Origin of the sequence: Amycolatopsis thailandensis (genome assembly GCF_002234405.1) — a bacterium.
GTDB classification, from domain to species: domain Bacteria; phylum Actinomycetota; class Actinomycetes; order Mycobacteriales; family Pseudonocardiaceae; genus Amycolatopsis; species Amycolatopsis thailandensis.
On sequence record NZ_NMQT01000002.1, the window covers coordinates 36,880 to 59,900 of the forward strand.

At 66.4% G+C, this 23,021-nt stretch carries 21 protein-coding genes and 2 tRNA genes; 13 read left to right on the forward strand and 10 right to left on the reverse strand.

Annotated features, from left to right (window positions below):
- Positions 1-2: 2 nt before the first annotated feature.
- Positions 3-1,100 carry a S1 family peptidase gene (locus tag CFP71_RS00210; protein WP_093931771.1) on the forward strand — a complete coding sequence of 366 codons (1,098 nt, stop codon included), beginning with the start codon at positions 3-5 and terminating at the stop codon, positions 1,098-1,100.
- A 116-nt stretch (positions 1,101-1,216) separates the two neighbouring features.
- Here CFP71_RS00210 and CFP71_RS00215 read toward each other — a convergent pair whose 3' ends face one another.
- Positions 1,217-1,621, reverse strand: a complete 405-nt coding sequence (locus tag CFP71_RS00215) for an SsgA family sporulation/cell division regulator (protein ID WP_005149694.1) — start codon at positions 1,619-1,621, stop codon at positions 1,217-1,219.
- Positions 1,622-1,829: 208 nt separating this feature from the next.
- On the reverse strand, positions 1,830-2,303 hold the full coding sequence (locus CFP71_RS00220) for an Lrp/AsnC family transcriptional regulator (RefSeq protein WP_093931772.1): 474 nt from the start codon (positions 2,301-2,303) through the stop codon (positions 1,830-1,832).
- A gap of 153 nt (positions 2,304-2,456) precedes the next feature.
- Between CFP71_RS00220 and CFP71_RS00225 the strand changes: the two genes are divergently transcribed.
- Positions 2,457-3,494 (forward strand): beta-ketoacyl-ACP synthase III, encoded by a 1,038-nt coding sequence (locus CFP71_RS00225; protein ID WP_167405945.1) that lies wholly within the window; start codon positions 2,457-2,459, stop codon positions 3,492-3,494.
- Here CFP71_RS00225 and CFP71_RS00230 read toward each other — a convergent pair.
- Positions 3,481-4,965 carry an adenylate/guanylate cyclase domain-containing protein gene (locus CFP71_RS00230; RefSeq protein ID WP_093931774.1) on the reverse strand — a complete coding sequence of 495 codons (1,485 nt, stop codon included), beginning with the start codon at positions 4,963-4,965 and terminating at the stop codon, positions 3,481-3,483. The two genes, CFP71_RS00225 and CFP71_RS00230, sit on opposite strands and share 14 nt — an antisense overlap.
- Before the next feature lie 84 nt (positions 4,966-5,049).
- Between CFP71_RS00230 and CFP71_RS00235 the strand changes: the two genes are divergently transcribed.
- Positions 5,050-5,550: an FBP domain-containing protein gene (locus CFP71_RS00235; protein WP_093931775.1), complete on the forward strand. Its 501-nt coding sequence runs from the start codon at positions 5,050-5,052 to the stop codon at positions 5,548-5,550.
- Positions 5,551-5,750: 200 nt separating this feature from the next.
- Here CFP71_RS00235 and CFP71_RS00240 read toward each other — a convergent pair whose 3' ends face one another.
- The gene (locus tag CFP71_RS00240) at positions 5,751-6,566 is read right to left on the reverse strand and encodes a class I SAM-dependent methyltransferase (RefSeq protein ID WP_093931776.1); all 816 of its coding nucleotides are present in this window, start codon (positions 6,564-6,566) and stop codon (positions 5,751-5,753) included.
- Between the two features lie 77 nt (positions 6,567-6,643).
- Positions 6,644-7,336, reverse strand: coding sequence for a FadR/GntR family transcriptional regulator (locus tag CFP71_RS00245; RefSeq protein WP_093931777.1), 693 nt, complete (start codon positions 7,334-7,336; stop codon positions 6,644-6,646).
- Positions 7,337-7,410: 74 nt separating this feature from the next.
- Between CFP71_RS00245 and CFP71_RS00250 the strand changes: the two genes are divergently transcribed.
- A complete protein-coding gene (locus CFP71_RS00250; protein ID WP_093931778.1) occupies positions 7,411-8,037 on the forward strand; it encodes a GNAT family N-acetyltransferase in 627 nt (208 codons plus the stop codon).
- A gap of 187 nt (positions 8,038-8,224) precedes the next feature.
- Positions 8,225-8,986, forward strand: coding sequence for a sulfite exporter TauE/SafE family protein (locus tag CFP71_RS00255; RefSeq protein ID WP_093931779.1), 762 nt, complete (start codon positions 8,225-8,227; stop codon positions 8,984-8,986).
- Between the two features lie 44 nt (positions 8,987-9,030).
- Here the strand turns inward: CFP71_RS00255 and hisC are convergent, their stop codons facing one another.
- The gene (hisC, locus tag CFP71_RS00260; protein WP_093931780.1) at positions 9,031-10,086 is read right to left on the reverse strand and encodes a histidinol-phosphate transaminase; all 1,056 of its coding nucleotides are present in this window, start codon (positions 10,084-10,086) and stop codon (positions 9,031-9,033) included.
- 97 nt (positions 10,087-10,183) lie between these two features.
- Between hisC and CFP71_RS00265 the strand changes: the two genes are divergently transcribed.
- The 8 genes from CFP71_RS00265 (at position 10,184) to CFP71_RS00300 (ending at position 17,184) form a co-directional block, all read left to right on the forward strand.
- On the forward strand, positions 10,184-10,816 hold the full coding sequence (locus tag CFP71_RS00265; protein ID WP_093931781.1) for a dienelactone hydrolase family protein: 633 nt from the start codon (positions 10,184-10,186) through the stop codon (positions 10,814-10,816).
- Positions 10,817-10,863: 47 nt separating this feature from the next.
- Positions 10,864-11,343: a hypothetical protein gene (locus tag CFP71_RS00270; protein WP_244199504.1), complete on the forward strand. Its 480-nt coding sequence runs from the start codon at positions 10,864-10,866 to the stop codon at positions 11,341-11,343.
- Positions 11,343-12,470 carry a PPE domain-containing protein gene (locus CFP71_RS00275; RefSeq protein WP_093931782.1) on the forward strand — a complete coding sequence of 376 codons (1,128 nt, stop codon included), beginning with the start codon at positions 11,343-11,345 and terminating at the stop codon, positions 12,468-12,470. The genes CFP71_RS00270 and CFP71_RS00275 overlap by 1 nt, the downstream gene beginning before the upstream one ends.
- Positions 12,470-13,231, forward strand: coding sequence for an ESX secretion-associated protein EspG (locus CFP71_RS00280; RefSeq protein ID WP_093931783.1), 762 nt, complete (start codon positions 12,470-12,472; stop codon positions 13,229-13,231). Before CFP71_RS00275 ends, CFP71_RS00280 begins: the two co-directional genes overlap by 1 nt.
- A 19-nt stretch (positions 13,232-13,250) precedes the next feature.
- A complete protein-coding gene (locus tag CFP71_RS00285; protein WP_093931784.1) occupies positions 13,251-15,227 on the forward strand; it encodes an acetoacetate--CoA ligase in 1,977 nt (658 codons plus the stop codon).
- A gap of 30 nt (positions 15,228-15,257) precedes the next feature.
- Positions 15,258-16,913: a phosphatidylglycerol lysyltransferase domain-containing protein gene (locus CFP71_RS00290; protein WP_093931785.1), complete on the forward strand. Its 1,656-nt coding sequence runs from the start codon at positions 15,258-15,260 to the stop codon at positions 16,911-16,913.
- A 65-nt stretch (positions 16,914-16,978) separates the two neighbouring features.
- Positions 16,979-17,068, forward strand: a tRNA-Ser gene (locus CFP71_RS00295).
- A 42-nt stretch (positions 17,069-17,110) separates the two neighbouring features.
- Positions 17,111-17,184 (forward strand) — tRNA-Arg (locus CFP71_RS00300).
- Between the two features lie 223 nt (positions 17,185-17,407).
- Here CFP71_RS00300 and CFP71_RS00305 read toward each other — a convergent pair.
- The 4 genes from CFP71_RS00305 to CFP71_RS00320 all read right to left on the reverse strand — a co-directional run bounded on the left by CFP71_RS00305 (position 17,408) and on the right by CFP71_RS00320 (position 23,020).
- On the reverse strand, positions 17,408-18,013 hold the full coding sequence (locus CFP71_RS00305) for a hypothetical protein (RefSeq protein ID WP_093931786.1): 606 nt from the start codon (positions 18,011-18,013) through the stop codon (positions 17,408-17,410).
- 26 nt (positions 18,014-18,039) lie between these two features.
- Complete coding sequence (locus CFP71_RS45490; protein WP_093931787.1) at positions 18,040-18,717, reverse strand: very short patch repair endonuclease; 678 nt, start codon at positions 18,715-18,717, stop codon at positions 18,040-18,042.
- A gap of 50 nt (positions 18,718-18,767) precedes the next feature.
- Complete coding sequence (locus CFP71_RS00315) at positions 18,768-20,084, reverse strand: DNA cytosine methyltransferase (protein ID WP_093931788.1); 1,317 nt, start codon at positions 20,082-20,084, stop codon at positions 18,768-18,770.
- An 83-nt stretch (positions 20,085-20,167) separates the two neighbouring features.
- Positions 20,168-23,020, reverse strand: coding sequence for a Z1 domain-containing protein (locus CFP71_RS00320; protein WP_093931789.1), 2,853 nt, complete (start codon positions 23,018-23,020; stop codon positions 20,168-20,170).
- Position 23,021 lies beyond the last annotated feature (1 nt).

Here is a 23,021-nt window from a genome sequence, read left to right on the forward strand (position 1 = left end):
GCATGAAGATCACGAAGCTCCTCGGTGTGGCCGCCACGACGGCACTGGCCACCGGTGCGCTCGTCACGGGCACCCCCGCGGCGGCGTCCTCGACCACCAGTCTGCTCAACGCCGAGATGGTTCCCGCCCTGCAACGGGACCTCGGCCTGACCGCGAGCCAGGCGCTCGCCCGGATCCAGAGCGAGACCGCCGCCGGCGCGCTCGAACAGTCACTCGCCTCGGCGCTCGCCGGCAGCTTCGGCGGCGCGAGCTACAACGAGGCCACCGGAAAACTCCGGGTCGGCGTCACGGACGCCGCGAAACTGGGGCAGGTCCTCGCCAGTGGCGCGGAAGCGGAACTCGTGCGCTTCTCGGCCGCCCAGCTCGATTCCACTGTGGACAAACTGAACGCGGGTGAGCGCGCGGCGGACGGCGCGATCACCGGCTGGGGCGTCGACACCAAGACCAACCGCGTGACGCTGAACGTCCTGCCGGGCGAAAGCGGCGTCGTCGACTCGTACCTGGAGAAGACCGGTGTGGACAAAGCCGCCGTCTCGGTGGTCGAGACCGCCGGGGTGCCGACCCTGAAGTACGACGTCCGTGGCGGTGACGCCTACTACATCAACAACTCTTCGCGCTGTTCGATCGGCTTCTCGGTCAACGGCGGCTTCCTCACCGCCGGGCACTGCGGCCCCGGCACGGTGACCGGCTCCAACCGCGTCGCGATGGGGTCGTTCTCCCGCGTCAGCTTCCCGAGCAACGACTACGCCAGCGTCCGGGTCAACAGCAACTGGACCCCGCGTGGCGTCATCAACAACGGCACCCGGGTGAGCGGGTCGAGCGAGGCCGCGACCGGCGCCTCGGTCTGCAAGTCGGGTTCGACCACCGGCTGGACCTGCGGCACCGTCGGCGCCAAGAACCAGACCGTCCGCTACTCCGAGGGCACGGTCTACGGCATGACCGCCACCAACGTGCGCTCGCAGGCGGGCGACTCCGGCGGCTCGTTCATCGCGGGCAACCAGGCGCAGGGCATGCTCTCCGGCGGCAACAGCTCGGTGACGTACTTCTTCCCGGTCCGGCCGGCGTTGTCCGCGACCGGGACCTCCCTGGTCCTCGGCTGACACCGTCCCCGGTCACCGAGAACCACCTGAAAAAGACGAAGGGCGGACCGAGTGCCTCCAGCGCACTCGGGCCGCCCTTCGCCTCTTTCCGTACCGCGGGAGCGGTGGCTGGGGGATCAGACGTTGCTGATCTCTTCGATCAGCGCCTCGACGTCGAAGTGCTCGCTCTCGGAGCCGAGCGGGACCAGCTCGTAGGTGGACTCGAGGAACGTCTCGACGTCCTCGCGTTCGAGCTCGAACGACGCGTAACCGTCGGGTGACTCGATCTCCAGCGTCAGCATGTCCTCGTCCTCGGAGAGGTCGGGGCGGACGCGGACGTCGCCGAGCCCGGACGGGTCGGTGAGACCGGTGGCGAGCAGCTCACGCGCGAAGGTCCACTCGACCCACCGGCCGCGCTCGGTCCGGAACGACACGGTCACCGCGAACGGTTCGCCGGCGTGGAAGGACAGGCGGGAGAGAACGGGCGTGCTGCTGTTGTTCAGCAGAACGAACTGGCTCTGGTGAATTGCGTCGGTGTGCACGGCCACTCCTCGGTGCTCTCGTGGTTCGCGCGGCGCGAACTTTTTCGTCTCGGGGAGGAGATGGCCGGACATACGGCGGATGACGCCAATGTCGCCACGTTCACGCTATCGGCTGCACCTGTCCATAGTGGTGTAACGCCGGGCACAGACCCCTTGCGTTCGGGCAGATACCCGTGGTGACGAGGTCGGGGAGTCCTTTTTGGACCGCTCAGGGATCCAGCGGCAGGGTCAGTCCCGTCTTGACCCGGTCCATCGCCACCGACGTCGTGAAGTGGCGCACGTTCGGGTTGTCGAAGAACATCCGCCGCGTGAACGCCTCGAAGTCCGCCATGTCCCGGCAGGTCACCACGAGCACGAAGTCCGCGTTGCCGGTGACGTAGTAACACTGCTGGACGTTGTCGTCGGCGAGCACCTGCCGCCGGAACCCGTCGAGCACCGCGAGGTTCTCCCGCTCCATCTCGACCATCACCACGAAGGTCATCGACAGCCCGAGCGCCCGCGGCGACAGCACCGCCACCTCGCGTTCGATCACCCCGGCCTCGCGCAGCCGCTTGATCCGCCGCTGCACGGCGGCCGCGGACAGGCCCACCTTGGCGCCGATGTTCTCGGCGATCGTGCGGGCGTCCGACTGCAGGCAGGCGAGGATGGCGACGTCCAGGCGGTCGAGGTCGGGTGTGTGCACCAAGCCAGGCTAACCGGACGACTCCTCCGGGCGCCCGCTCTTCGAGCGCGCCGTCGCGCGGCGTGGATCACCCCATCGGGCAAGGCGGGTTTCTTTGAATTGTGACCCGGAACACAACTGACGGGTCTACTGAATGGTAGCGCTTACAAGTGAATGGCAGACCGTGTATTCGCCCCGCGAAAGGATTTCTTGGTGCCCTCATCTCAGGCGGCCGTTCTCGCCGGTCTCGGCTCTTGGCTGCCTCCGCGCGTGGTGGGCAACGAGGAGATCGCCCAGCGGCTGGACACCTCCGATGAGTGGATCCGCACGCGGACCGGCATCGCCGAACGCCGGGTCGTCGACCCCGGGACGTCCACTGTGGATCTCGCGGTCGAGGCGGGCCGCCGGGCGCTGGCGTCGGCGGGGGAGAGCGAGGCGGACGCCGTCGTGCTCGCGACGTCGACGGCCGACCAGCTGTGTCCGGCCAGCGCGCCGCAGGTCGCGACCGAACTCGGGCTGAACGGCGTCGCCGCGTTCGACGTCAACGCCGTGTGCAGCGGGTTCATCTACGGGCTCGCCACCGGCGCCGGGCTGATCGCCGCCGGGATCGCCCGCCGCGTGCTGGTGATCGGGGCGGACGTCTTCACCTCGCTCGTCGACCCCGAAGATCGCGGCACGGTGCCGATCTTCGGCGACGGCGCGGGCGCGGTCCTGCTGCGCGCGGGCGACGCCGGAGACCTCGGCGCGCTCGGTGCCTTCGACCTGCACAGCGAGGGCGCGCTCGCGGAGCTGCTCTGGGTCGAGGCCGGCGGCGCGAAGAACCGCCGTTCGGACGACCCGCGTGACCACTACCTGGTGATGCAGGGCCAGACCGTCTTCCGGCACGCCTGCGCCCGGATGGCCGAGTCGGCGCGCGCCGTGCTGGAGTCCGCCGGCTGGACGGTCGGCGACGTCGACCGGTTCATCGGGCACCAGGCGAACATCCGCATCCTGCAGACCTGCGTGAAGCAGCTCGGGCTCGCGGCGGACGTGATGTACTCGAACATCGAAAAGGTGGGCAACACGAGCGCCGCGTCGATCCCGATCGCACTGGCCGACGCGGCCAAGGACGGGTCGCTCCAGCCGGGGCACCGCGTCGTGATGGGGGCCTTCGGGGCCGGGCTGACCTGGGGTTCGACGCTGCTGCGCTGGCCGGACGTCATTCCGGGCTGAGCGCGCTCGCCTCCCAGGCGTGCGTCGGTTCCTGGCGTCCGCGCAGCTCCAGTTCCGCGTACGGCTCCCAGTGCGCGCGTTCGCTCTCCAACGCGGCCTTGAGCACCGTCTCGCTCGCCAGGATCCGGCCGTCGGCGGACTTCGCGTGCTCGGTCAGGCGCGCGGCCTCGTTCACCGCGTCGCCGATGACGGTGTACTCGAACCGGCTGCTCGTCCCCAGCTGACCCGCGAAGACCCGGCCGCTCGCGACCCCGATGCCGAGATCCAGCTCGCCGGTCTCCTGTACCGCGTCCCGGATCGCCCGCGCGGCCGACAGTGCCGCCGTCTGCGCGTCCGCGAGCCGGGTCGGGGCGCCGAAGACGCAGAGCGCGGCGTCACCCTGGAACTTGTTGAGCAGCCCGCCGCGGGCGCCGACCGCGTTGACCACGCTGGTGAAGAACCGGTTGAGCATCTTCACCAGGTCTTCCGGCGGGGTGCGCCCCGCCAGGGCCGTCGAATCGACGACGTCGACGAACAGCGCCGTCACCTCGCGCACGTCACCCGAAAGCGAGGCGCCGTACTCGAGCGCGTGCCGGGCGACCTCGTCCCCGACGTGCCTGCCGAACAGGTCCCGCATCCGTTCCTGCTCGCGGAGCCCGGCGGCGAGGTCGTTGACCGAGGTCTGCAACAGGCCGATCTCGCTGGAGTCGTCGACGTCGACCCGGATCTCCTTGTTGCCGCGCGCGATCTCGTCGAGCGCGACCCGCAGCCGGTGCAACGGCGTCGCGACGGCCTTCGCGAGCAGGCCCGTCCCGATCGCGCCGACGCCTAGCCCGATCGCCGAAAGCATGATCAGGCTGGCGACGTGATCGCCCTGGCCGAGGTCCGGCGGCGTCGCCACCAGCAGGACACCGAGGAACGGGACACCGCTCGCCAGCGACCAGGTGACGATCACCCTGGTCCGCACGGTGACCCTGAGCGTCCCCTTCGGGGGCGTCACCTTGAGCGCGATCGTCATCACCGGGCGCGCGACCCATTCCGCCGCGAGATAGGTGAGGCCGACCGTGGTCAGCCCGCCGAGCCCGATCACCAGCGCCATCCCGAGCGCGTCCATCCAGGATCCGAGCACCCGGGCGAGTGAACCGAGCACGATGGTGCCGATCAGCCAGAGCGTCCCGCTCACGATCCCCATGTCGACCGGGATCCGCAGCGCCCGCGAGGCTTCGGCCTCCGTCGGCGGGCGGCCGAAGACGAACCAGACCGCCGTGCGCCGCTGCAACCAGGCCGTCCAGACGGTGCCGACCACCAGCGACAGCGCCACGATCCCGGCCGCGGTGACGCCGAGGATCCAGCCGTCTTCGCCGACTTCGCTCGGCAGGCCCTGCAGGAGCAGCAGCAACGCGACCACGCCCGCCCCGCACACACTGGACCCGAGGCCGAGCGCGGCGAACCCCAGGCTGGTCCTGAGCACCAGCCTGAACCGGCTCGACATCGTCTTCCCGCGCACCCGGTGATCGTATGACCTCCGCCGGAAAACGGTTCGCCAGTTCTCCCGTGCGGTGGTTACCGTGCGGGTATGGAACCGCTGGGCCAGGACGAGATCAGGGCGTCCTTCGTGAACTGCACGCGCGGCGAGGCCAAGGGCGTCACACTGCCCGCCCCGCCGAGCGAGATCCCTTGGGAGAAAAGGGAATTCCTCGGCTGGCGCGATCCGAAGGCGACCGCTCGCGCGTATCTCGTGCTGCCGTATCGCGGGGAGACCATCGGGCTTTCCCTCCGCGCCGCGCCCCGGCCGAAGGGCCGCGTGCTGCTGAGCAACATGTGCGGCCTGTGCACGACGACACATCCGCTGTCCGACATCGCGCTGTTCTCCGGGCGCCGCGCGGGGAAGCTCGGGCGGGAGGGGAACACGCTGGGCATCTACGCGTGCTCGAACCTCGCGTGCAGCCAGTACATCCGCGGCGAACTGAAGTCGGATGTGCCCCAGCCGACGGAAACGCTGTCGCTCGAAGAGCGCGTTTTCCGGCTGGAGGACAAGCTGCACCGGTTCGTGGAGCGGGTACTGGAGTCACGCTGACCTCCGCCGCGCGTGTGTGTCATGAGGGGTCCCCTTGGGACAATTTTCGTCCCAAGGGGACCCCTCATGACACGGAACCCTGCCCCTCGTCCTCGGGACTGCCGAGCCTCGGAGCGGATCACGCGAGATCCGTCTCCAGTCACGCGAGTTCCGTCCCCGATCACGCGAGTCACGCCTCCCGGCACCGGCGCCGACACACTTCAGAAGCGGAACCGCAGGATCCGCCCCATCTTCTTGAACGCGGGGAACAGCCCCGCGACCCACAACTGCGCCCGCAGCGACGTCGAGAGCCGGTCCTTCACTTCAGGCGTCGCGTAATCCGTCGAGTCGAGCTTCGAGACCAGCGTCAAGCCGAGACGCTCCAATTCGGAGATCTCGTCGATGCCCCAATACAACGTCGCGTTGGCCTTGCGGACCACGGGATTCAGCTTCTGCAGTTTGATCCCCAGCCTGCTGAAAGTGTCGAAGACCATTTCGCCGCCCTGCGGGAAATGCGCGATCAACCGCCGAAGCAGCTCTTCGCCTTCCGAGGGCCGCAAGTACATCGTCAGACCCTCCGCGATCACCAGACCGGGTTTGTCCGACGGGATCTCGTCGATCCAGCCGAAGTCCGTCACGGACGAACCGATGGTCCGGTAGCCGTCCCGCTCCGGGTAGATCCGGGAGCGCAGGTCGACGACCTCGGGGTAGTCGACGTCGAACCACCGCACCGTGGGCGGCGGGTCGAGGCGGTACACGCGGCTGTCCATCCCGCAGCCGAGCTGGACGACGGTCGCGTCCGGATGCGCGCGCAGGAACGACGCGGCCCAGTCGTCCATCGGCTTGGCCCGCAGCGCGACGGTCAGCCCGAGCTGACCGTCGACGCCGAGCGAACCGAAGTCGTAGTCGATCCGCTTCACGGCCTCGTCGGCCGCCTTGTCGCCGAGGACCGGCCGTTCGCTGCGGGCGTCGAGCGCCCGGCCGTACAGCGTGGCCAGCATCGTCGCCTTCTCTTCGGTGAAATGGACCTTCTCCACCGCACACCCCCGTCAGAAGTTTCATAAACTTCTGAAAACAATACTCGGGCGGAGGCGGCCCCGCTATCAAGGAAACGTCAATCCCGGGCCGTGTAGTCGTGGACGTAAGTCTTGGCGTCGAGCAGATGCCGCCGGGTGATGTCCCGCGCGGCCGCCGCGTCCGAACGGCGGATCGCTTCGAGGATCGCGCGATGCTCGTCGACGGCCTTGCGGATCTGCCCCGGTAGCCGCAGCGCCGCGCGCCGCTCCTCGCCGACCAGCGAGAGCACCGAACGCAGCAGATCGGTGACGTCGTCGTTGCCCGCGTTGCCCGCGATCACCCGGTGGAATTCGGCGTCGGCCGCGATCACGCGCAGCATGTCGCCGTCGGCCGCGGCCCGGTCCATCTCGTCGACGGTGCCTTCCAGCCGCTCCAGCACCCGCGGCGTGTGCTGGAGCGCGAGCCGCTCGGCCAGCGTCGGCTCGACGGCGGTCCGCAGATCGAACAGCTTCTCGACCAGTTGCTCGTGCTCGGAGAACCAGTTCCGGAGCGGCTGTTCGTCGACGGTCTCGCGGACATACGTGCCCGAACCCGGCCGCACCTGCACGTAGCCGATGGAATCCAGCACTCGCAACGCCTGCCGCAGCGAACCGCGGCTGATCCCGAGCTGTTCGCAGAGCGCCCGTTCGGCCGGCAGTCTCGACCCGGCGGGGAGCCTGCCCGAGTCGATCATCGTGCGCAGATGATCGACGGTCGCACTCCACACCTGCTCGCGCTCGTCCTCGGCCACGGACTCATCCTCGCAGGTTCGGCGGAACGCCCGGAAATGTCGGTGGAGGGTGTCATCATCTGACGATGACTGGGGTGGCAGGGCTGATCAAGGCATGGGTGCACGGCTGGGCGCTGTCCCGCGGCGTGGGGAGCCCGGTGGCCGAACCGGACGGATACCGGCTCGACGTCGGGCGTCCGGGGCATCGCGTGAGATACGTACTGGAGCACGCCGGGTCCGTCGAGAGCCGGGCCAGCGCGCTGACGGAGCCCGGCACCTGGCTGAAGGTGAGCGCTTCGCGTGAAGAGGTGGAAAGGACGGTGCCGTCGAGCTGGGAGGTCGGCCCGCCGGAGTACCTGATGAGCGCTCCGCTCGCGATGCGGCCCGTCATGGCCGCGCCCGAGCCGTACCGGGCGGAACTGGTCGGCGACGGCGTGGTCACCGACGTGGTGGTACGCGCGCCCGACGGCTCGCGCGCGGCCACCGGCCGGGTCGCGATCGCCGGTGACACGGCGGTGATCGACCAGGTCGTGACGGAGCCCGAGCACCAGCGCCGCGGGCTCGGCCGGTTCGTCATGCGCAGGCTCGACGAGGTGGCGGTCGCGGCCGGGGCGGAGCGAGCGGTCCTGGTCGCGACGGAGGAGGGCCGGGCGCTGTACCTGACGCTCGGGTGGACGGTGGCCGCGGAGATCACCGCGGCCCATCTGCCGGAGAAGAACTGAACAGGTCTTTGCCCGTGTCGTCCGCCTGATCACGCGTGTCGTCCATCCGGTCACGCGTGACGTCCGGTGCGGCACGAATCATCGCCACCGGCCGAACAAGACATAACGGGCCGGCTGAATGTTCGACTAGACACATCCAGAGCGCGAAAGGAGGTAACGATGCTTAGGGTGCGCAAGTGAGCGCTTTATGACGTGGTGGCACGCGGTAGTGATCTTCATCGCGGGGCTCTGGGCGGGCACCATCAACACGGTCGTCGGCTCGGGCACGCTGGTGACGTTCCCGGTCCTGGTCGCGCTCGGCTACTCGCCGCTGACGGCGACGACGTCCAACGCGATCGGCCTCGCGCCCGGCACGGTCAGCGGTGCGATCGGTTATCGCGACGAGCTCAAGGGCTACTGGCCGGAGGTCGTGAAACTCGCGGTGGCGTCGTTCTTCGGCGCGATCTGCGGGACGATCCTGCTGCTCTCCCTGCCGAAGGACGCCTTCGAGACCATCGTGCCCGCGCTGGTCGGGCTCGCGGTGGTGCTCGTGATCGTCCAGCCGCGAGTGGCCGCCTGGGTCGCGAAGCGCCGCGAGGAGAACGGGAAGGTCCACAAGATCGGGCCGCTCCTGCTGTTCCTGATCTTCCTGATCGGCATCTACGGCGGATACTTCACGGCCGCGCAGGGCGTGATGATGGTGGCCGTCATGGGCATGCTGATGTCGGAGTCGCTGCAACGGCTCAACGGCGTCAAGAACGCGCTCTCCGCCGTCGTGAACATCGTCGCCGGCGCGATCTACGCCTTCATCGCGCCGGTCAGCTGGCCCGTGGTCGGCCTGCTCGCGGTCGGATCGGTGATCGGTGGCCAGATCGGCGCGAAGATCGGCCGCAAGCTCCCGCCGAAGGTGCTGCGCGGCGTGATCGTCGTGGTCGGCCTCGCCGCGATGGTGCAGCTGCTCCTCAAATAGGAGACGGCCCGCACTCGTGAGCGCGGGCCGTCTCGAAGAGCTTGTCAGCGCGGGAAATCCCCGGCCGCTTCGAGGAAGAGGTCGTTCTCCTCGGGCGTCCCGATGGTCACTCGCGCGCCTTCGCCGGCGAACGGGCGCACGATCAGCTTCCGCTCCAGCGCGTGCTCCGCGAACTCCGTCGTCCGCTCGCCCAGCGGCAGCCAGACGAAGTTCGCCTGCGTCTCCGGCACCTCGTAGCCCTGGGCCACCAGGGCGTCCCGTACGCGGGTCCGCTCCGAGATGATCTCCTTGCAGCGCTCCAGCAGTTCGTCGGCCGCGTCGAGGGACGCGATGGCCGCCGCCTGGGCGATCATGTTCACCGAGAACGCGACGTAGACCTGCTTCAGCGCGACGGTGATCGCTTCCGGCGCGACCGCGTAACCCACGCGGAGACCGGCGAGGCCGTACGCCTTCGAGAACGTCCGCAGCACCGCGACGTTGTCCCGGCCGCGGGCCAGTTCGACGCCGTCCGGCACCTCGGCGTCGGTCACGAACTCCTTGTACGCCTCGTCGAGCACGACGAGCACCTCCGACGGCACGGCGTCGAGGAAGCGTTCCAGTTCGGCGCGCCGCAGGACGGTCCCGGTCGGGTTGTTGGGGTTGCACACGAACACCAGCCGCGTCTTCGGCGTGATCGCGGCGAGCATCGCGTCGAGGTCCAGTCCGTGCCCGGTCGTGAGCGGAACCTTCACGCTGACGGCGTTCGCCACCTGCGTGACGATCGGGTACGCCTCGAACGAACGCCACGGGAAGACGACCTCGTCGCCCGGGCCGCACAGCGCCTGGATCATCTGCTGGCAAAGGGAAACCGAACCGCAGCCGATGGCGATCCGCTCGACCGGTTCGCCCAGTTCGCGGGCCAGCCGCTCGACGAGCGCGGACGCCGTGATGTCCGGGTACCGGTTGATGCCCTGCGCGGTCTCGGCTATGGCCTGCGCCACACTCGGCAGCGGCCCACCGGGGACCTCGTTGCTCGCCAGCTTGATCGCGCCCTGGATTGTCCGGCCAGGGACGTACTTCGGCAACGATTCGAGATCCGCACGCGGCGAAACAGGGGACATCTTCGGCGCTCCTACGTCGGGGGGACGGTTTCGACACCGTATCCTCCCGCGTCGAGGCAAGCTCTGAATATTTACCTAAGAGTGGTCTGATGGAGGAATGACCCTGACGACCACGGTGGAACACCAGCACGCCGACGGCCACACGCTGAGCCTGACCTTCGCCGAACCGGATGGCGTCGTCCGCGGCGGGCTCGTGGTGCTGCATGAAGAGACCGAAGAGGTCGAAGAGGGTCTGGGACTGCTTCTGGCCGGGCTCGCCGGCGAAGGCTGGCTCACCGTCACCCCGCACCTGGACCGGGACAACCTCACGCAGCAGGATCTGCTCGAAGCCACCGACGCGACGCTTTCCTGGCTCGCCGAGCGCGGTGTCGAGGCGGATCTCGTCGGCGTCGTCGGTTTCGACCTGGGCGGAACGGCCGCGCTGGTCGTGGCGTCGAACCGCAGGCTGGGCGCGGCGGTCAGCGTCGGCGGGCAGGGCGTGACCGGGCTGCCGGTCCTCGTCGAGATCGCGGGACGGCTCACCAGCCCGTGGCTCGGCATGTACGGCGACGCGGGCGACGAGGCGGGAGGCGCCGAGGTCGAGCAGTTGCGTGACGCGGCGGCCAAGGCGAAGGTCGCGACGAACGTCGTGCACTACCCGGGTGCCAACCACCGCTTCGACGCGGATCCGGACGCCGCGGCGGAAGCCTGGCAGCGCACGCTGAATTGGTTCGACGCGCACCTGCGCTGACTCCATTCGCGCTAACATCTCCCTTGAATGTGACAGGGGAGGGTCGAATGGCACAGTCACCCAAGGTACCCGTGACGCCACAAGCCGCGTTCGGAGCTTCGGCTCCGGCGCTGGCTCCGGTGGCGGGTCAGATCCGGGACACCAAGACCGATGCCAAGAAGGGGACCGTCAAGGTCACCGAGGACGCCGCCAAGAAGCTCGTCGACGCGCTGCTGAAGGCGCGTCACGAGCTGAACGCGCTGATCAAGGACTCGGCGGAGTTCACGGCGCCCTTGAAACTGGGCGACAACTTCGTCGGGCGCACGATGAGCGAGCGTTTCCAGGGCGCCGCGACCGAGGGGGCCGAAGCCGCCGTGCCCGTGCTCAAGGACTTCGCCGTGGTGCTCAAGGACTTCCAGCTCACCGTGATGGCCGCGCGGAAGATGTACGTCGCCGCGGACGAAGAAGGCCAGGAGCAGCTCGAACGGGTCGCCCGCCGGTTCGACATGCAGGACATCGTCGAACCCGAGCGGAAGGACGAGCACTGATGCGCATCCTGCCCACGCCGTGGCCGCCGCCGGAACCCGAGCCCCAGCCCGGTCCCGACCACCTCACCGCCGAAATCGACTGGATGAGTTACCCGCACCGCGAGCTCTACGCGATGGTCCACGACGAGCTGGACCTGACGAGCGCGGAGGCCGTCGCCGCGCACTGGACGAAGATCAGCTCTTTCCTCGACCGGGTCGGCACCGAACTCAGGGCGGCCATCGTCGCCACCGCCGACGGCTGGACGGGCGAGGGCGCGGACAGGGCCCGTGACGCCGCGATCAAACTCGTCGACTGGGCCGGGGAGACCGGCTGGCGCGCGGAGAACGTCGCGAACTGCGTGCGCCGTCAGGCGGACATCGCCGAAACCGCGCGGCGCACGATGCCCGAGCCGCCGGGAGCCGCTCCCCGGCCGAAGCCGCCGGAGCGGCCGACACGTCGTCCGATCCCGGTTTCCGATTCGACGCAGGCCATGTCGGCCGCGTCGCCGTCGCGATCCGGCTTCGCCGAGGCCGGGCGGATCGTCGCCGAACCCACCGACGAGAGCTCGCAGGACCTGCATCGCCAGGCCGCCGACGTGATGACGCGGATGCAGCGGAACTCCGGTGAGGTCTACGAGAACGTCCCCCGCTTCACCTCGTACGGCAAGCAGCCGCGGCTCCTCAAGACACCCGAGGAACCGAATCCGGTACCGAAACCCGAGCCGGTTCCGGTGCCGCCGCCGGACGACTCGACCCGCAGCAGTGCCACCGACGACGTCGCCCCGATCCAGGTGCGGGAGCCGGTCGAAGCCCCGCGCTCGCCCGGCGCGAGCAGCGGCGCCTACGCCCCGCCGTCACCCGGCACCGCCGGCGGAACCCAGGAACAGCTCGGCCAGGGCAGCCGATCCGGTGTCGGCGGCTTCGGTCCCTCGGGACAGCCCGGCCAAGTCGCCGGGACACGCGCGGCGGCCGCGGGCCTGGGCGGCTTCGGCGGGATGCCGATGGGAATGGCGGGAGCTCAGGGGCGGCAAGGCGAAGAAGAGCGGCACAAGGCGCCGGACTACCTCGTCGAGGACTCCGACGTCTGGGGGCTCAGCGGGCAAGTGACCCCGCCGGTCATCGGCGAAGACCCGCGGGGCGGCCGCTGATGGACTGGATCCGGTTGCACATCGGCGAGCTGTTCCTGCTCTGGTCGGCGCACGGCCGCGACGAGCTGCCCGCGGTACTGGAGGTCCCGCACGTCGGGCGGACGCCGGAATTCCGGGCGGAACTGGTGGCCACGGCGAGCCGGACACTGTCGGATCGCGGCCTCGGCACCGTGGAAGCCCCCGCGCCCGGGCTGGTGGGGCTTCTGCACACCATGGCGAACAGCGAACTGACGCTGGACCTGCGGCTCGACGGCGACCCGGCGTACCGGGCCGTCGGCTGCGTGTCCGATCGCGGCGCGGTCGCGATCGGCGTCTCGGGCACCGACGTCGAGCTGTCGGCCCTGCGGGAACCGCTCGTCGCCGCGACCCTGCTCCAGGCGTTGCCGCCGTGCGAGCAGGGGCGAGGCCTGTCGGTCAACCTGCGAGTCGACGACTACACGGCCGCGTGCGAGGCGGGGGAAAGTGGTGGGCAGCCGGCGTTTTCCGACGTCCTGCGCGACGCCGGGCTGCGCGAACCCGAGATCATCGTGATGGTGCGGATCGCGACGCAGCGGATCGGCAGCGGGCGGCTCGGCGCGACCAGGAAGTCGTGGGAGGGCCGCTGGGTGCGCGGCGAGGGTACGTTGACCTGGGTGGACACCCCCGACGGTCGCTACGGGCTTCGCCGCGACAGGGGCTGGCTGACGATCACCCCGCTCGATGCCGGGCGGCTCAAGACGATGGCGTACGAGCTGTTCACGGGGGCTCGCGAGTTCGGTTGACCGGGGTTAGATTCGCGGGGTGACGCACACCGCCGACGCCCCGGAAGTGCTCTGGCGCCCCGAGCCGAGCCGCCTGCCCGACACCAGGATCGACGTGTTCCGCCGGTGGCTGCGCACCGAACGCGGGGTGGAAGCCGACGACTACAACGGGTTGTGGGAGTTCTCCGTGCGACGCGGGCCGGAGTTCTGGTCCGCCGTCGGCGAATTCCTCGGCCTGCGCTGGCACGATCGGCCCGGTGAGGTGCTCACCGGCGAGATGCCGGACGCACGCTGGTTCGAGGGCGGCACGCTGAACTACGCCGAGCACTCGCTCATGCCCGGCGTCGCGGGCGCCGCGAAGGCGGACGACGAGATCGCCGTGATCTTCCACCGCGAAGACGGCCTTTCGTCCCAGCTGACTTTCGGCGCCCTGCGTTCCGCCGTCGCCGCCGCGCGGGAAGGACTGCGGAAGCTGGGAGTGTCCAAAGGGGACAGAGTGGTCGCGCTGGCGCCGAACTGCCCGCAGACACTGATCGCCTTCCTCGCCACCGCGAGCCTCGGCGCCGTCTGGTCGTCGTGCTCGCCGGACTTCGGCGTCCGCGCGATCGCCGACCGGTTCGCGCAGACCGAGCCGAAGGTGCTGATCGCCGTCAACGGCTACGTCTACAATGGACGGTGGTTCGACAGCCGGTCGACGGTGAACTCGTTGCGGGACGAGATCTCCACCCTCGAAGCGACGGTGCTCGTCGACTATGCCGGCGGCCGCCTCGACGGCACGCTCGACTGGGATGAGCTACTCGCCGACAACGAGGGCGCGGAACTGGCCTTCGAGCCGGTCGAATTCGGCCACCCGCTGTGGATCCTGTACTCCTCGGGGACCACCGGCCTGCCGAAGGGCATCGTCCACGGCCACGGCGGGATCACCCTCGAACACCTCAAAGCCTTTGCCCTGCAAAACGATCTCGGCCCGGGCGACCGGTTCTTCTGGTTCACCACCACCGGCTGGATGATGTGGAACTTCCTCATCTCCGGCCTGCTGACCGGAACCACGATCGTGCTGTTCGACGGCAGCCCCGGCAGCCCGGACCTCACCGTGTTGTGGCATCTGGCCGAACAGCACCGCGTCACCTACTTCGGCACGTCGGCGCCGTTCATCCAGAGCTGCCTGAAGGCCGGGATCAAACCGGCCGAACGGTTCGACCTCACCGCGTTGCGCGTCCTGGGCTCCACCGGCGCGCCGCTGAGCGTCGAGGGTTTCCGGTGGATCGTCGACGAGGTCGGCAAAAGCGTCCAGATCTGCTCGGTGTCCGGCGGCACGGACCTGTGCGCGGCGCTCGTCGCGTCGGCCCCGGACGTCCCGGTCTGGCTGGGCGAGATCTCGGTGCGCGCGCTCGGCGTCGCCGTCGCCGCTTTCGACGAGGACGGGACGCCGGTGGTGGACACGGTCGGCGAACTGGTGATCACCCAGCCGATGCCGTCGATGCCGGTGTGCTTCTGGAACGACCCGGACGGCTCGCGGCTGCGCGAGGCGTACTTCGAGATGTACCCGGGGATCTGGCGGCACGGCGACTGGATCCGGATCACCGGGCGAGGCTCCGCGGTCATCTACGGCCGCAGCGACTCGACCTTGAACAGGGGCGGCGTCCGGATGGGCACGGCCGAGTTCTACCGGGTCGTCGAAGCGTTCGACCAGGTCGCGGACTCGCTGGTGATCGACACGTCGGCGGCGGGGAACGAGGACGGGCAGCTGCTGTGCTTCCTCGTGCTGACCGACGGCGCGTCGCTCGACGAGGTCGAGCCCGCCCTGCGCAAGGAGCTGCGAGGCGCCCTCTCCCCGCGCCACGTGCCCGACCGGTTCGTCCAGGTGAGCGGGGTGCCCCGGACGCTCAACGGGAAGAAATGCGAGGTCCCGGTCAAGAAGATCCTCGCGGGGGTTTCACCTGACCGCGCCGTCAGCCGGGATGCGCTGCTGAATCCCGACGCCCTTGTACCGTTCGTGGAGCTGGCAAGGAGCTGACGGGGGCGAGACTTGGCGGGCGTTTGGCGGGTGGCCGGTGCCACTTCGGTGGTGGCGGTCACCTGGGTGACGCGGCTGGCCGGACTGCTGGCCCTGGTCTCGGTGCTGGTGCCGGCCGGGGGGCGCACCCTGCGCGGACGCGTCGCCGAATGGCTGGAGCTGCCGCACGAGGCCACGGTGGGCGCGGCGACGGTCGCGCTGGTGACCGGCGTACTGCTGGTGCTGCTCGCCGCCGGTCTCAAACGGCGCAAACGCCGGGCCTGGCAACTCGCGATCGCCGCCGCGGCGCTGCTGACGGTGTCGCACCTCGGGCTCCGGCACGTCCTCGGCCCCGGCCTCGTGTCGCTCGCGTTGCTGATCGCCCTCATCGCGACGCGGCGGTACTTCATCGCGCTCCCCGACCCGGTGACTGGCCGGTGGCGCGCGGTCCGGGTCTTCCTGCAACTGACGCTGGCCGGGGTCGCGATCAACTTCGTGTTGCTGTCGGTCGCGCGGGCGGTGGAACCCCTGGACGTCGGCGACCGGCTGGCGCAGTCGGTGCTGGCCCTGGTCGGCGTCAGCGGCCCCGCGGTGTTCCGCGCGCTGTGGCTGGAGGACCTCTCGGCGGCCGTCGGGGTGTTGTTCGGTATCGCCGCGGTCCTGCCGGCGGCGTACTTCCTGCTCCGCTCGGCCGAACCCGCGCCGGAACTGACCGACGACGAGATCGGACGGCTCAGGGCGCTGTTGGACGAGCGGGACTCGCTGGGGTACTTCGCCCTGCGGCGGGACAAGTTCGTGGTCTTCTCGAAGTCGGGGAAGGCCGCGGTGACCTATCGCGTGATCGCCGGTGTCGCGCTGTGCTCGGCCGACCCGCTCGGCGACCCGGAAGCGTGGCCCGGCGCGATCGAGGAGTACCTGGACGTCTGCCGTCGGTACGCCTGGACCCCGGCGACCATGGGCTGCTCGGAACTGGGCGCGACCGTCTGGGCCCGCTTCGGGCTGGAAGTGCTCGAGATCGGCGACGAGGCCGTCGTCGACACAGAGACCTTCACCCTCGAAGGCCGCGTCATGCGCGGAGTCCGCCAAGCCGTCTCACGCACGAAGCGCGCCGGCTACACCGTCCGCGTCCGCAAGGCCGAGGACTTGCCGTCAGGCGAGCTCGACGAACTCCGCGCCCTCGCCGCCACCTGGCGGGGCACCGACACCGAACGCGGCTTCTCGATGGCCCTCGGCCGCATGGGCGACCCGGGCTCGGTCCTCGTCACCGCCGAACACGACGGCCGGGTGCGCGGAGTCCTCCAGTTCGTCCCCTGGGGCGAGAAGGACCTGTCCATGGACGTCATGCGCCGCGACCGGACCGCCGACAACGGCATCAACGAGCTGATGATCTCCGAACTCCTCCTGACCACCCCCGCGCGGCACGTGTCCCTGAACTTCGCCGCCTTCCGCGCGGTGCTGGAACAAGGCCAACGCATCGGCGCCGGCCCCGTCGCCCGCCTGTCCGCCCGGACGCTGCGATTCTTCTCACGTTGGATCCAGATCGAGACCCTCTACCGCTTCAACGCCAAGTTCCAGCCGCGGTGGGTCCCGCGCTATCTGGCCTACCCCGCGGCCCGCGACCTACCCCGGGTCGGCATCGCCGTCTTCGAAGCCGAAGGGCTCGGCGGACGCCCATCCGGCCTGCTCAGAGCGTTGCGGCGGATCTAAGGGGGGTCCCTTTCGCGGGGGTTCCCGGGGTGTGTAACCTATTTGAGCAGTGGTCGTTGGGCCCAGGAGGCTTCGCCTAGTCTGGTCTATGGCGCCGCACTGCTAATGCGGTTGGGGGTAACCCCCCCTCCCGGGTTCAAATCCCGGAGCCTCCGCTGGTGCCTGTTCCGGCAGGTGCTAGATTAACAACTGAACAAGCGCCCGTAGCTCAGCTGGATAGAGCATCTGACTACGGATCAGAAGGTCAGGGGTTCGAATCCCTTCGGGCGCACGTCTGGTTGAGACAGCACTAAGGCCCTCCCGTTCGCGGGAGGGCCTTTTTGTCTGTCCGTCGTGGACCCAGCCGTGCTGACACGCGAGCAATGACTAGTGCTTGGCCGCGTGGCTGTCTGAAGATAGCTCCAGGCCTGCCTAGTCTGCGATCCGATGGGGTAGTCGCCGGGCGAGGTGAGGCAGGTTAGCGACTGTTCTGGGGCGGTGTTGGGGCGGCCCGCTTACTCTTGAGGCGCGGCTTCTAAGCGACGTCGCACGTAGGCTAAGTCGAGTGAGCAATGCTTCGCGATCAGCTCGTGCTGACGCTTCTGTCTCTCTTGGATCGTGGTGTCATCGGTCACGTAGACGACCATCAAAGGCTTGCTCGGCGTCGTAACGGCCTTGTTGACAGCTGCCCAGAGAAGGTCTCTAAAAGTGCGTGCCCGACCCCAACAGACATAGCGTTCGTGTTTACCGTCAGTCACAAGGCAGTGCATCGGCTTTTCTCGGATAGAGTTGGGTTTGATCTCCCATGCATCACCGAGTATCTCAGTGATGAACTCGTCGGCCGGCGAAAGTCTCTTGGTAGCGTATTCGGCATATGATCCGAAGTTCTCTAAAGCTCGAGCGTATTCCTTCAGCGGGCCATCCTTAAGCCACACGCGCATACCCTCTGCTGTGTAGTAGTCCGCCAATTCACCTCCGATCAATTCATCTTCTACCCATTGGGTGTAGTAGGCAGTTCGTTCACGCGTCGAAATATCCTCCCAATCCAGTGATCCTACTTGCCGGTAGAGCTCACGAATAACAGCTTCCCTGGTAGCTTTCGGTAGCGTTATCGCAGGCACGGTTCCCCCCTCGCTTTATGAACTGCTTACGAGTGACCCAGTGCTGTGACGACCCGGTCGGCGACGGTCTTCGGGTCTTCGTGCTCCCAGCACCGAATCACCATCCACCCTTCTGCGGTGAGCAACTGATTGGTTTCGATGTCGCGCTTCCTGTTGTCGGTGATTTTATTCCTCCAGAACTCTGAGTTCTTCTTCGCAGGGCGATGGTGCTTCTCACAGCCATGCCAGAAGCAGCCGTCGACGAAGATCGCTAAGCGAGCCTTGGGGAAGACGATGTCAGCTGTACGCCGCAACGCGCGTAGCGGCCGTACAGACACGCGATACCGCAAGCCGCGGGCGTAAAGTTCGGAGCGTAACCGGAGTTCAGGAGCAGTGTCCTTTCCTCGATTCGCCCTCATCGAAGCTCGTACCTCTGGAGAAGAGGCCCATGAGCCGCTGGGGACCACCTCATCCTGTACTAGCCCGAGTGAGCGAGCCGTCGTCCAACCATCCGCGAGATTCGCTGAGCGAGTCGGATGCTTCACCACGCCAAGAGACTTTGAGACAGTGCGACCGTTGTCATGCCACCGTAAGTGTGCGTGGATGGCACCGGTCTTGGTAGACGCCTTGAGCAAGATGGAACCTCTTGAGGTACGCCCGTCCTCCAGTCGCACGATCCGACGGTGTCGTCCGCCAGCCGCCCTGTCTTGCTCGGCGTCGGACATCGTTCTCGACCGGCCGTGGTTAGCCTTCCAGGCTCGAGCGGGCGGTGTGGTCAAGACCGCTTCTGGACGTCGTCGAGCACCGCTGCCACAGCCTTCGCGAATACCTGGCCTAGTAGGACTGGGACAGCGTTACCGAGTTGCCGCATCTGTTCGCCGCGAGGGCCGCACAGCTTCCAGTCGTCGGGGAAGGTCATGACACGGGCAGTCTCACGAACCGTCATGTATCGGTGTCGATATTCACGTGGGGTCCGGGTTCCCCTAACCGGAGTGTCGGTCAGCATCACGGATTCACCACCTGGAACGCCATGCACACCGGCCTTAACGGTCTTTGCGGGACGATCGAGAACGTTAGGCGTATGGCCTGCGTAGATACGCGCATCAGGCCAGCCGATGTGTTCCCTGGGCATGTTGTCGTACTGCTTGCGGTCGAGTTTGTTCCAGGGTATATCGGGGAGAGGTCTAGTAATTTCATCGCCAGCTAGAGCATCTCGTAGCGTCCGCCACGGTAATAAGCCTGACGTGCCCTCCTCGAAGGGTAACGCGATTTCGGCCTCGTTCATAACGTGCTTGATAACGTGCGAGGGTATCTTCGCGCGGCCTTCAATACTGTTGTGACGTTCCCAGTATTCTCCGGATGCCATCGTTTCGAGTAGTGCCAACTTGGAATGGGTTGGCTTTGTCGCCACTTTTAGCAACTCGATATCAATATCGAGGTCACCGCGGAAACCGACGATGATGACACGGTTTCGGATTTGTGGCACGCCGTAATCGGCCGCGTTTACAGGGAACATGAGGACCTGATAGCGCTCGGATGATTTGGTTTCGTCTTTTCGTTCTTTCTCGCGAAGAATGGCATCATGCTGAAGCCAGCTTGCTTCAGGGGCGCGTTCTTCAAAAGGAAACATCAATTCTCTGACTATGTAGTCAAAGTAAGGCTTGAACGATGGGCGAAGAAGGCCTCGGACATTCTCACATATGAAGGCTTTCGGTTTTATCTCTCGAATAGCTCGGAACATTTCTGGGAACATGTTCCTCTTGTCTTCGTCGCCTTTAGCGATCCCGCCTAGGCTGAAGGGCTGACACGGTGGGCCGCCGGCTAGGAGGTCGACCGCCCCCTCTAAATAACCCATTTTGAGGTCTCGTATGTCCCCTCGAACTAGGGGGACTGGGTCTTCGAGTTCGGGGATGAGCTCCTCTTCACCTCGTGACACGGCGCCGTTGGCCTCCAAAGTGTCACAGGCGTACTTGACGAACTCGTTAAGGAGTAACGGCCGAAAACCTGAGCGGTGGACTGCCATCGCTAGGCCGCCGCCGCCCGCGAACAGCTCCACCGACGTGCGTTCTGATGGATTGAGTTCAGCCGACATGCGGAAAGCTTACCGTGCTGCGACAAGCCTGGACCGCAAGGTAGAGGCGGTGTCCACCTTGCGGTCCCGGCGTGACGGTCTACTTAAGCGTCGACGATGGCGTACAGCGGCTTCTCAGGAACGACCACTCGGTATACCAGGGGGCGATGGTCGGAAGGGAGAGCGTCGTTTGGCAGCTGAAGCATGAGAGCCATCACCATCCGGCTGGGATAGCCCTCGGTGGTGATCTCTCGGTCCAGCTCGTCCTTCTTCATCACCGGGTAAAGGATCGCGCAACCAGAGGTGGGCGTCCTCCCTGGGATCTTGTCGATCGCCTCACGATGCGCGCTTTCGGAGTTTCCGCGAATGCTCTCGTCCGCGCCCACGGTTCGTCCGTGGACGGTGAAGTCAGCTACGCCGCGTATATTCACTCGCCTGCCTGACTTCTGCTGCGGGAGCATGACGTCCCATCGGTCGATCACGTCTTCGGCGAGACTTGAGATCCAGGCTAAATCTGCGGTGAATTTATCAGGGGTCGCCCACTCTAGAGCGCTGAGGACAGACACCATCTCTTGATGAGAAACTTCGCCGAGGAAGGCGTCAAATTTGCGTTTCTCGCCAGATAGGAGGACGCGGTCTTTTGCGGCTCTAAGCAGGGGGACGCAGGCGTCGATGTTTCGATCAAGAGCGGCTTGGTTGGTGAGTAGGGGGTACCCTGAGCTTGGTTCTTTTGTGCGGGTGCGACGTTCTACCAACTTGGCGTTATACATCTTATTTGCGGCTGTTGGCCTGAGGCCATGGCGAGCGACCAGCGGTGGTATGTCGAAGGGAGTGAAGACGGGGCGTCCATCGACCATGGTGGCGTACTGGCGCAGCTCGCTGCGAAAGTGCTCTTCGTCCCGACAGGCCGCTTCGAATGCGTCTCGCACGCCTGGGGTAATGAAAAGGCGAACGAGATCACGGTATCCTTGCCGGAATCCAAACCAGCGCCCCATCTGCATGAGCGCTTCAGCGTGCCCAACTCTGCGCGAATAGTAGGTTACGGTGAGTCCTTCGACAGTGAATCCGCGAGCGAGTTTGTTGCCGCCGACAAGAACTCGCCATACTGACCTCTTGTCGAAGTCTAGGTCCTCTTGTTCGATATCCTTGTCGCTGTTCACGACTAATACGGGATTTCCGTTGGGTGCGATCCGGCGAACGGCCTCGCCGAGGAACTGTGCGAGATCTTCGTAGCGTGCGGGCATCGAATAGCCTAAATCAAGTGCCTGCGAAACTGGCGCAAAATCCTCGTCGAAAAGTGATTGGAGACGGCTGTTCGCGCGTCCGCTCATGTATCCCGCGCTCCGCCACAATTCCTGGATAGTCTCCGCGCGCGAGCGCTGTCCAGCCTTTCGCATCGTCTCGTGAATGAGCATTGTGTGATGCTTGAACGGTCCGGAACCGTGGGCCTCGCGATAAAGTTTGATCGCTGCGGTGATGACGAAGGAGTCGAGCGCTGCTTGAAGTTCGTCGTCATCGTCTTTTTGATCAAGTAGAAGTCGGAGGTGAGCCATCTCCTTTGAGTTGCTGAAGTTGGGCGCGACGTCGGGGTCTAGGTCAAGATCATGGAAGTCCTCGGCGCCCATGTAACCCAGGGGGCGCTCCAGCGAGATAAGGTAATCCTTGGGGAAGATGTCGGCGGCGTCGGTGGGATCTACGAATACGTTTGCGAACGGAGTCGCGGTATAGCCGATGTATTGGGCGCGTGGCAGTAGGTCAAGTAGTGTTGATAGGTGCTTATTTATAGTCGTTCGCTCTTTTTGGTCCTCGCTCCATTTTCGTGGATCCGTCGTATTTACGGATGCTTGGTCAGATTCATCATCAATGATCAGTGCTGGGATATTTTCGAGCCGATCGGCGGTATTCTTTAGGTCTTTGACCAAGTTATTCAGGACGGTGGCGTTCTTCTTGACAATAATCAGCCGGGCGTCACTGGTGAATAGATTATCTTTATGCCAGAGTGGCTTAGTGCGATCTCGGCGCTCGAACTCAAGTGCGGACCGGCCTTGTTGGAGGCGTCGGTAGTCGAACTGACGGTTGGTCATTCGATGTATGTCTGGCCTACCGATTTCTGATGGCCACGCGCCATGTCGGACAAACCTGTCGGCGATCCAATCTTCATCGTCTAGGTAGTCGATAAACTGGGCGGCATCTGGTTCGCTTTCCTCGGTGCCGCGAAGAATATTCTCGCGGCCTACTAGCTCCATATCTAGTCGCCGCTGGGTCTGCTCGCGCAGAATGTTCGTGGTTCCCGTCATCACGATGATGAGGCGATAGCCAGCATCGATAGACTTCGCGATCACGCCGGTGAAGTTGGCGGTCTTGCCGCTCTGGACGTAGCCGACAACTAACCCCTTCGTCGATCCCGCCTTCTCGCGTGACGGCTCGGTCAACCGCTCGACGACATGAGTGGTCGCGGTGTCGAGATTCGCGATCGCGTCTGCGTGCCAACCTCGCCGAGTGCGCAGGTAATCGATGTAGTGGCCCCAGTAGAAGTCGCGAGCCCGCTTGACCTCCTCGGTGTACCAAGGATCCCACGGGCCCGCGATGACCGTAGTCCCATCACCCTTGGCCAGCGGGAAGTGTCTGGCTATCTCGGTGGCGGTTTCGGAACTCAAGCCGAGCGCCGCGATCACTCGCGTCCGCCGCTCTTCACTGTTCGGCTCAGTGTCGTACGTCCACGAATTACCTGATATGGGCGCATTGTCCCATTTGGCGAGATTCAAGTGAAGATCGAGTCGCAGCTTGTCGTCAGGGCCGCTGGTCTCGAGGTGTTCTCGAAGCTTTTCTTCTGACACGTCGAGGTCGGGGTCGAGATCGTCCGCTTCTACTTGAGCGCGCCGGACGAGGCCGCGTGGCGTGTTGTCTTCCATGGCACGTAAGGCGCTGGTGTACGCCTGGATGAGTGGCGTGATCATA

Excerpts from the sequence above, each read along its gene's own strand:
- CFP71_RS00210 (WP_093931771.1), top strand. The coding sequence starts at position 3 with ATGAAGATCACGAAGCTCCTCGGTGTGGCCGCCACGACGGCACTGGCC.
- CFP71_RS00320 (WP_093931789.1), bottom strand. The coding sequence starts at position 23,020 with ATGATCACGCCACTCATCCAGGCGTACACCAGCGCCTTACGTGCCATG.
- hisC (WP_093931780.1), bottom strand. The coding sequence starts at position 10,086 with ATGTCCCCTGTTTCGCCGCGTGCGGATCTCGAATCGTTGCCGAAGTAC.
- CFP71_RS00315 (WP_093931788.1), bottom strand. The coding sequence starts at position 20,084 with ATGTCGGCTGAACTCAATCCATCAGAACGCACGTCGGTGGAGCTGTTC.
- CFP71_RS00265 (WP_093931781.1), top strand. The coding sequence starts at position 10,184 with ATGACCCTGACGACCACGGTGGAACACCAGCACGCCGACGGCCACACG.
- CFP71_RS00255 (WP_093931779.1), top strand. The coding sequence starts at position 8,225 with ATGACGTGGTGGCACGCGGTAGTGATCTTCATCGCGGGGCTCTGGGCG.
- CFP71_RS00230 (WP_093931774.1), bottom strand. The coding sequence starts at position 4,965 with ATGTCGAGCCGGTTCAGGCTGGTGCTCAGGACCAGCCTGGGGTTCGCC.
- CFP71_RS00225 (WP_167405945.1), top strand. The coding sequence starts at position 2,457 with ATGGCAGACCGTGTATTCGCCCCGCGAAAGGATTTCTTGGTGCCCTCA.
- CFP71_RS45490 (WP_093931787.1), bottom strand. The coding sequence starts at position 18,717 with ATGTCCGACGCCGAGCAAGACAGGGCGGCTGGCGGACGACACCGTCGG.
- CFP71_RS00275 (WP_093931782.1), top strand. The coding sequence starts at position 11,343 with ATGCGCATCCTGCCCACGCCGTGGCCGCCGCCGGAACCCGAGCCCCAG.
- CFP71_RS00235 (WP_093931775.1), top strand. The coding sequence starts at position 5,050 with ATGGAACCGCTGGGCCAGGACGAGATCAGGGCGTCCTTCGTGAACTGC.
- CFP71_RS00270 (WP_244199504.1), top strand. The coding sequence starts at position 10,864 with ATGGCACAGTCACCCAAGGTACCCGTGACGCCACAAGCCGCGTTCGGA.
- CFP71_RS00280 (WP_093931783.1), top strand. The coding sequence starts at position 12,470 with ATGGACTGGATCCGGTTGCACATCGGCGAGCTGTTCCTGCTCTGGTCG.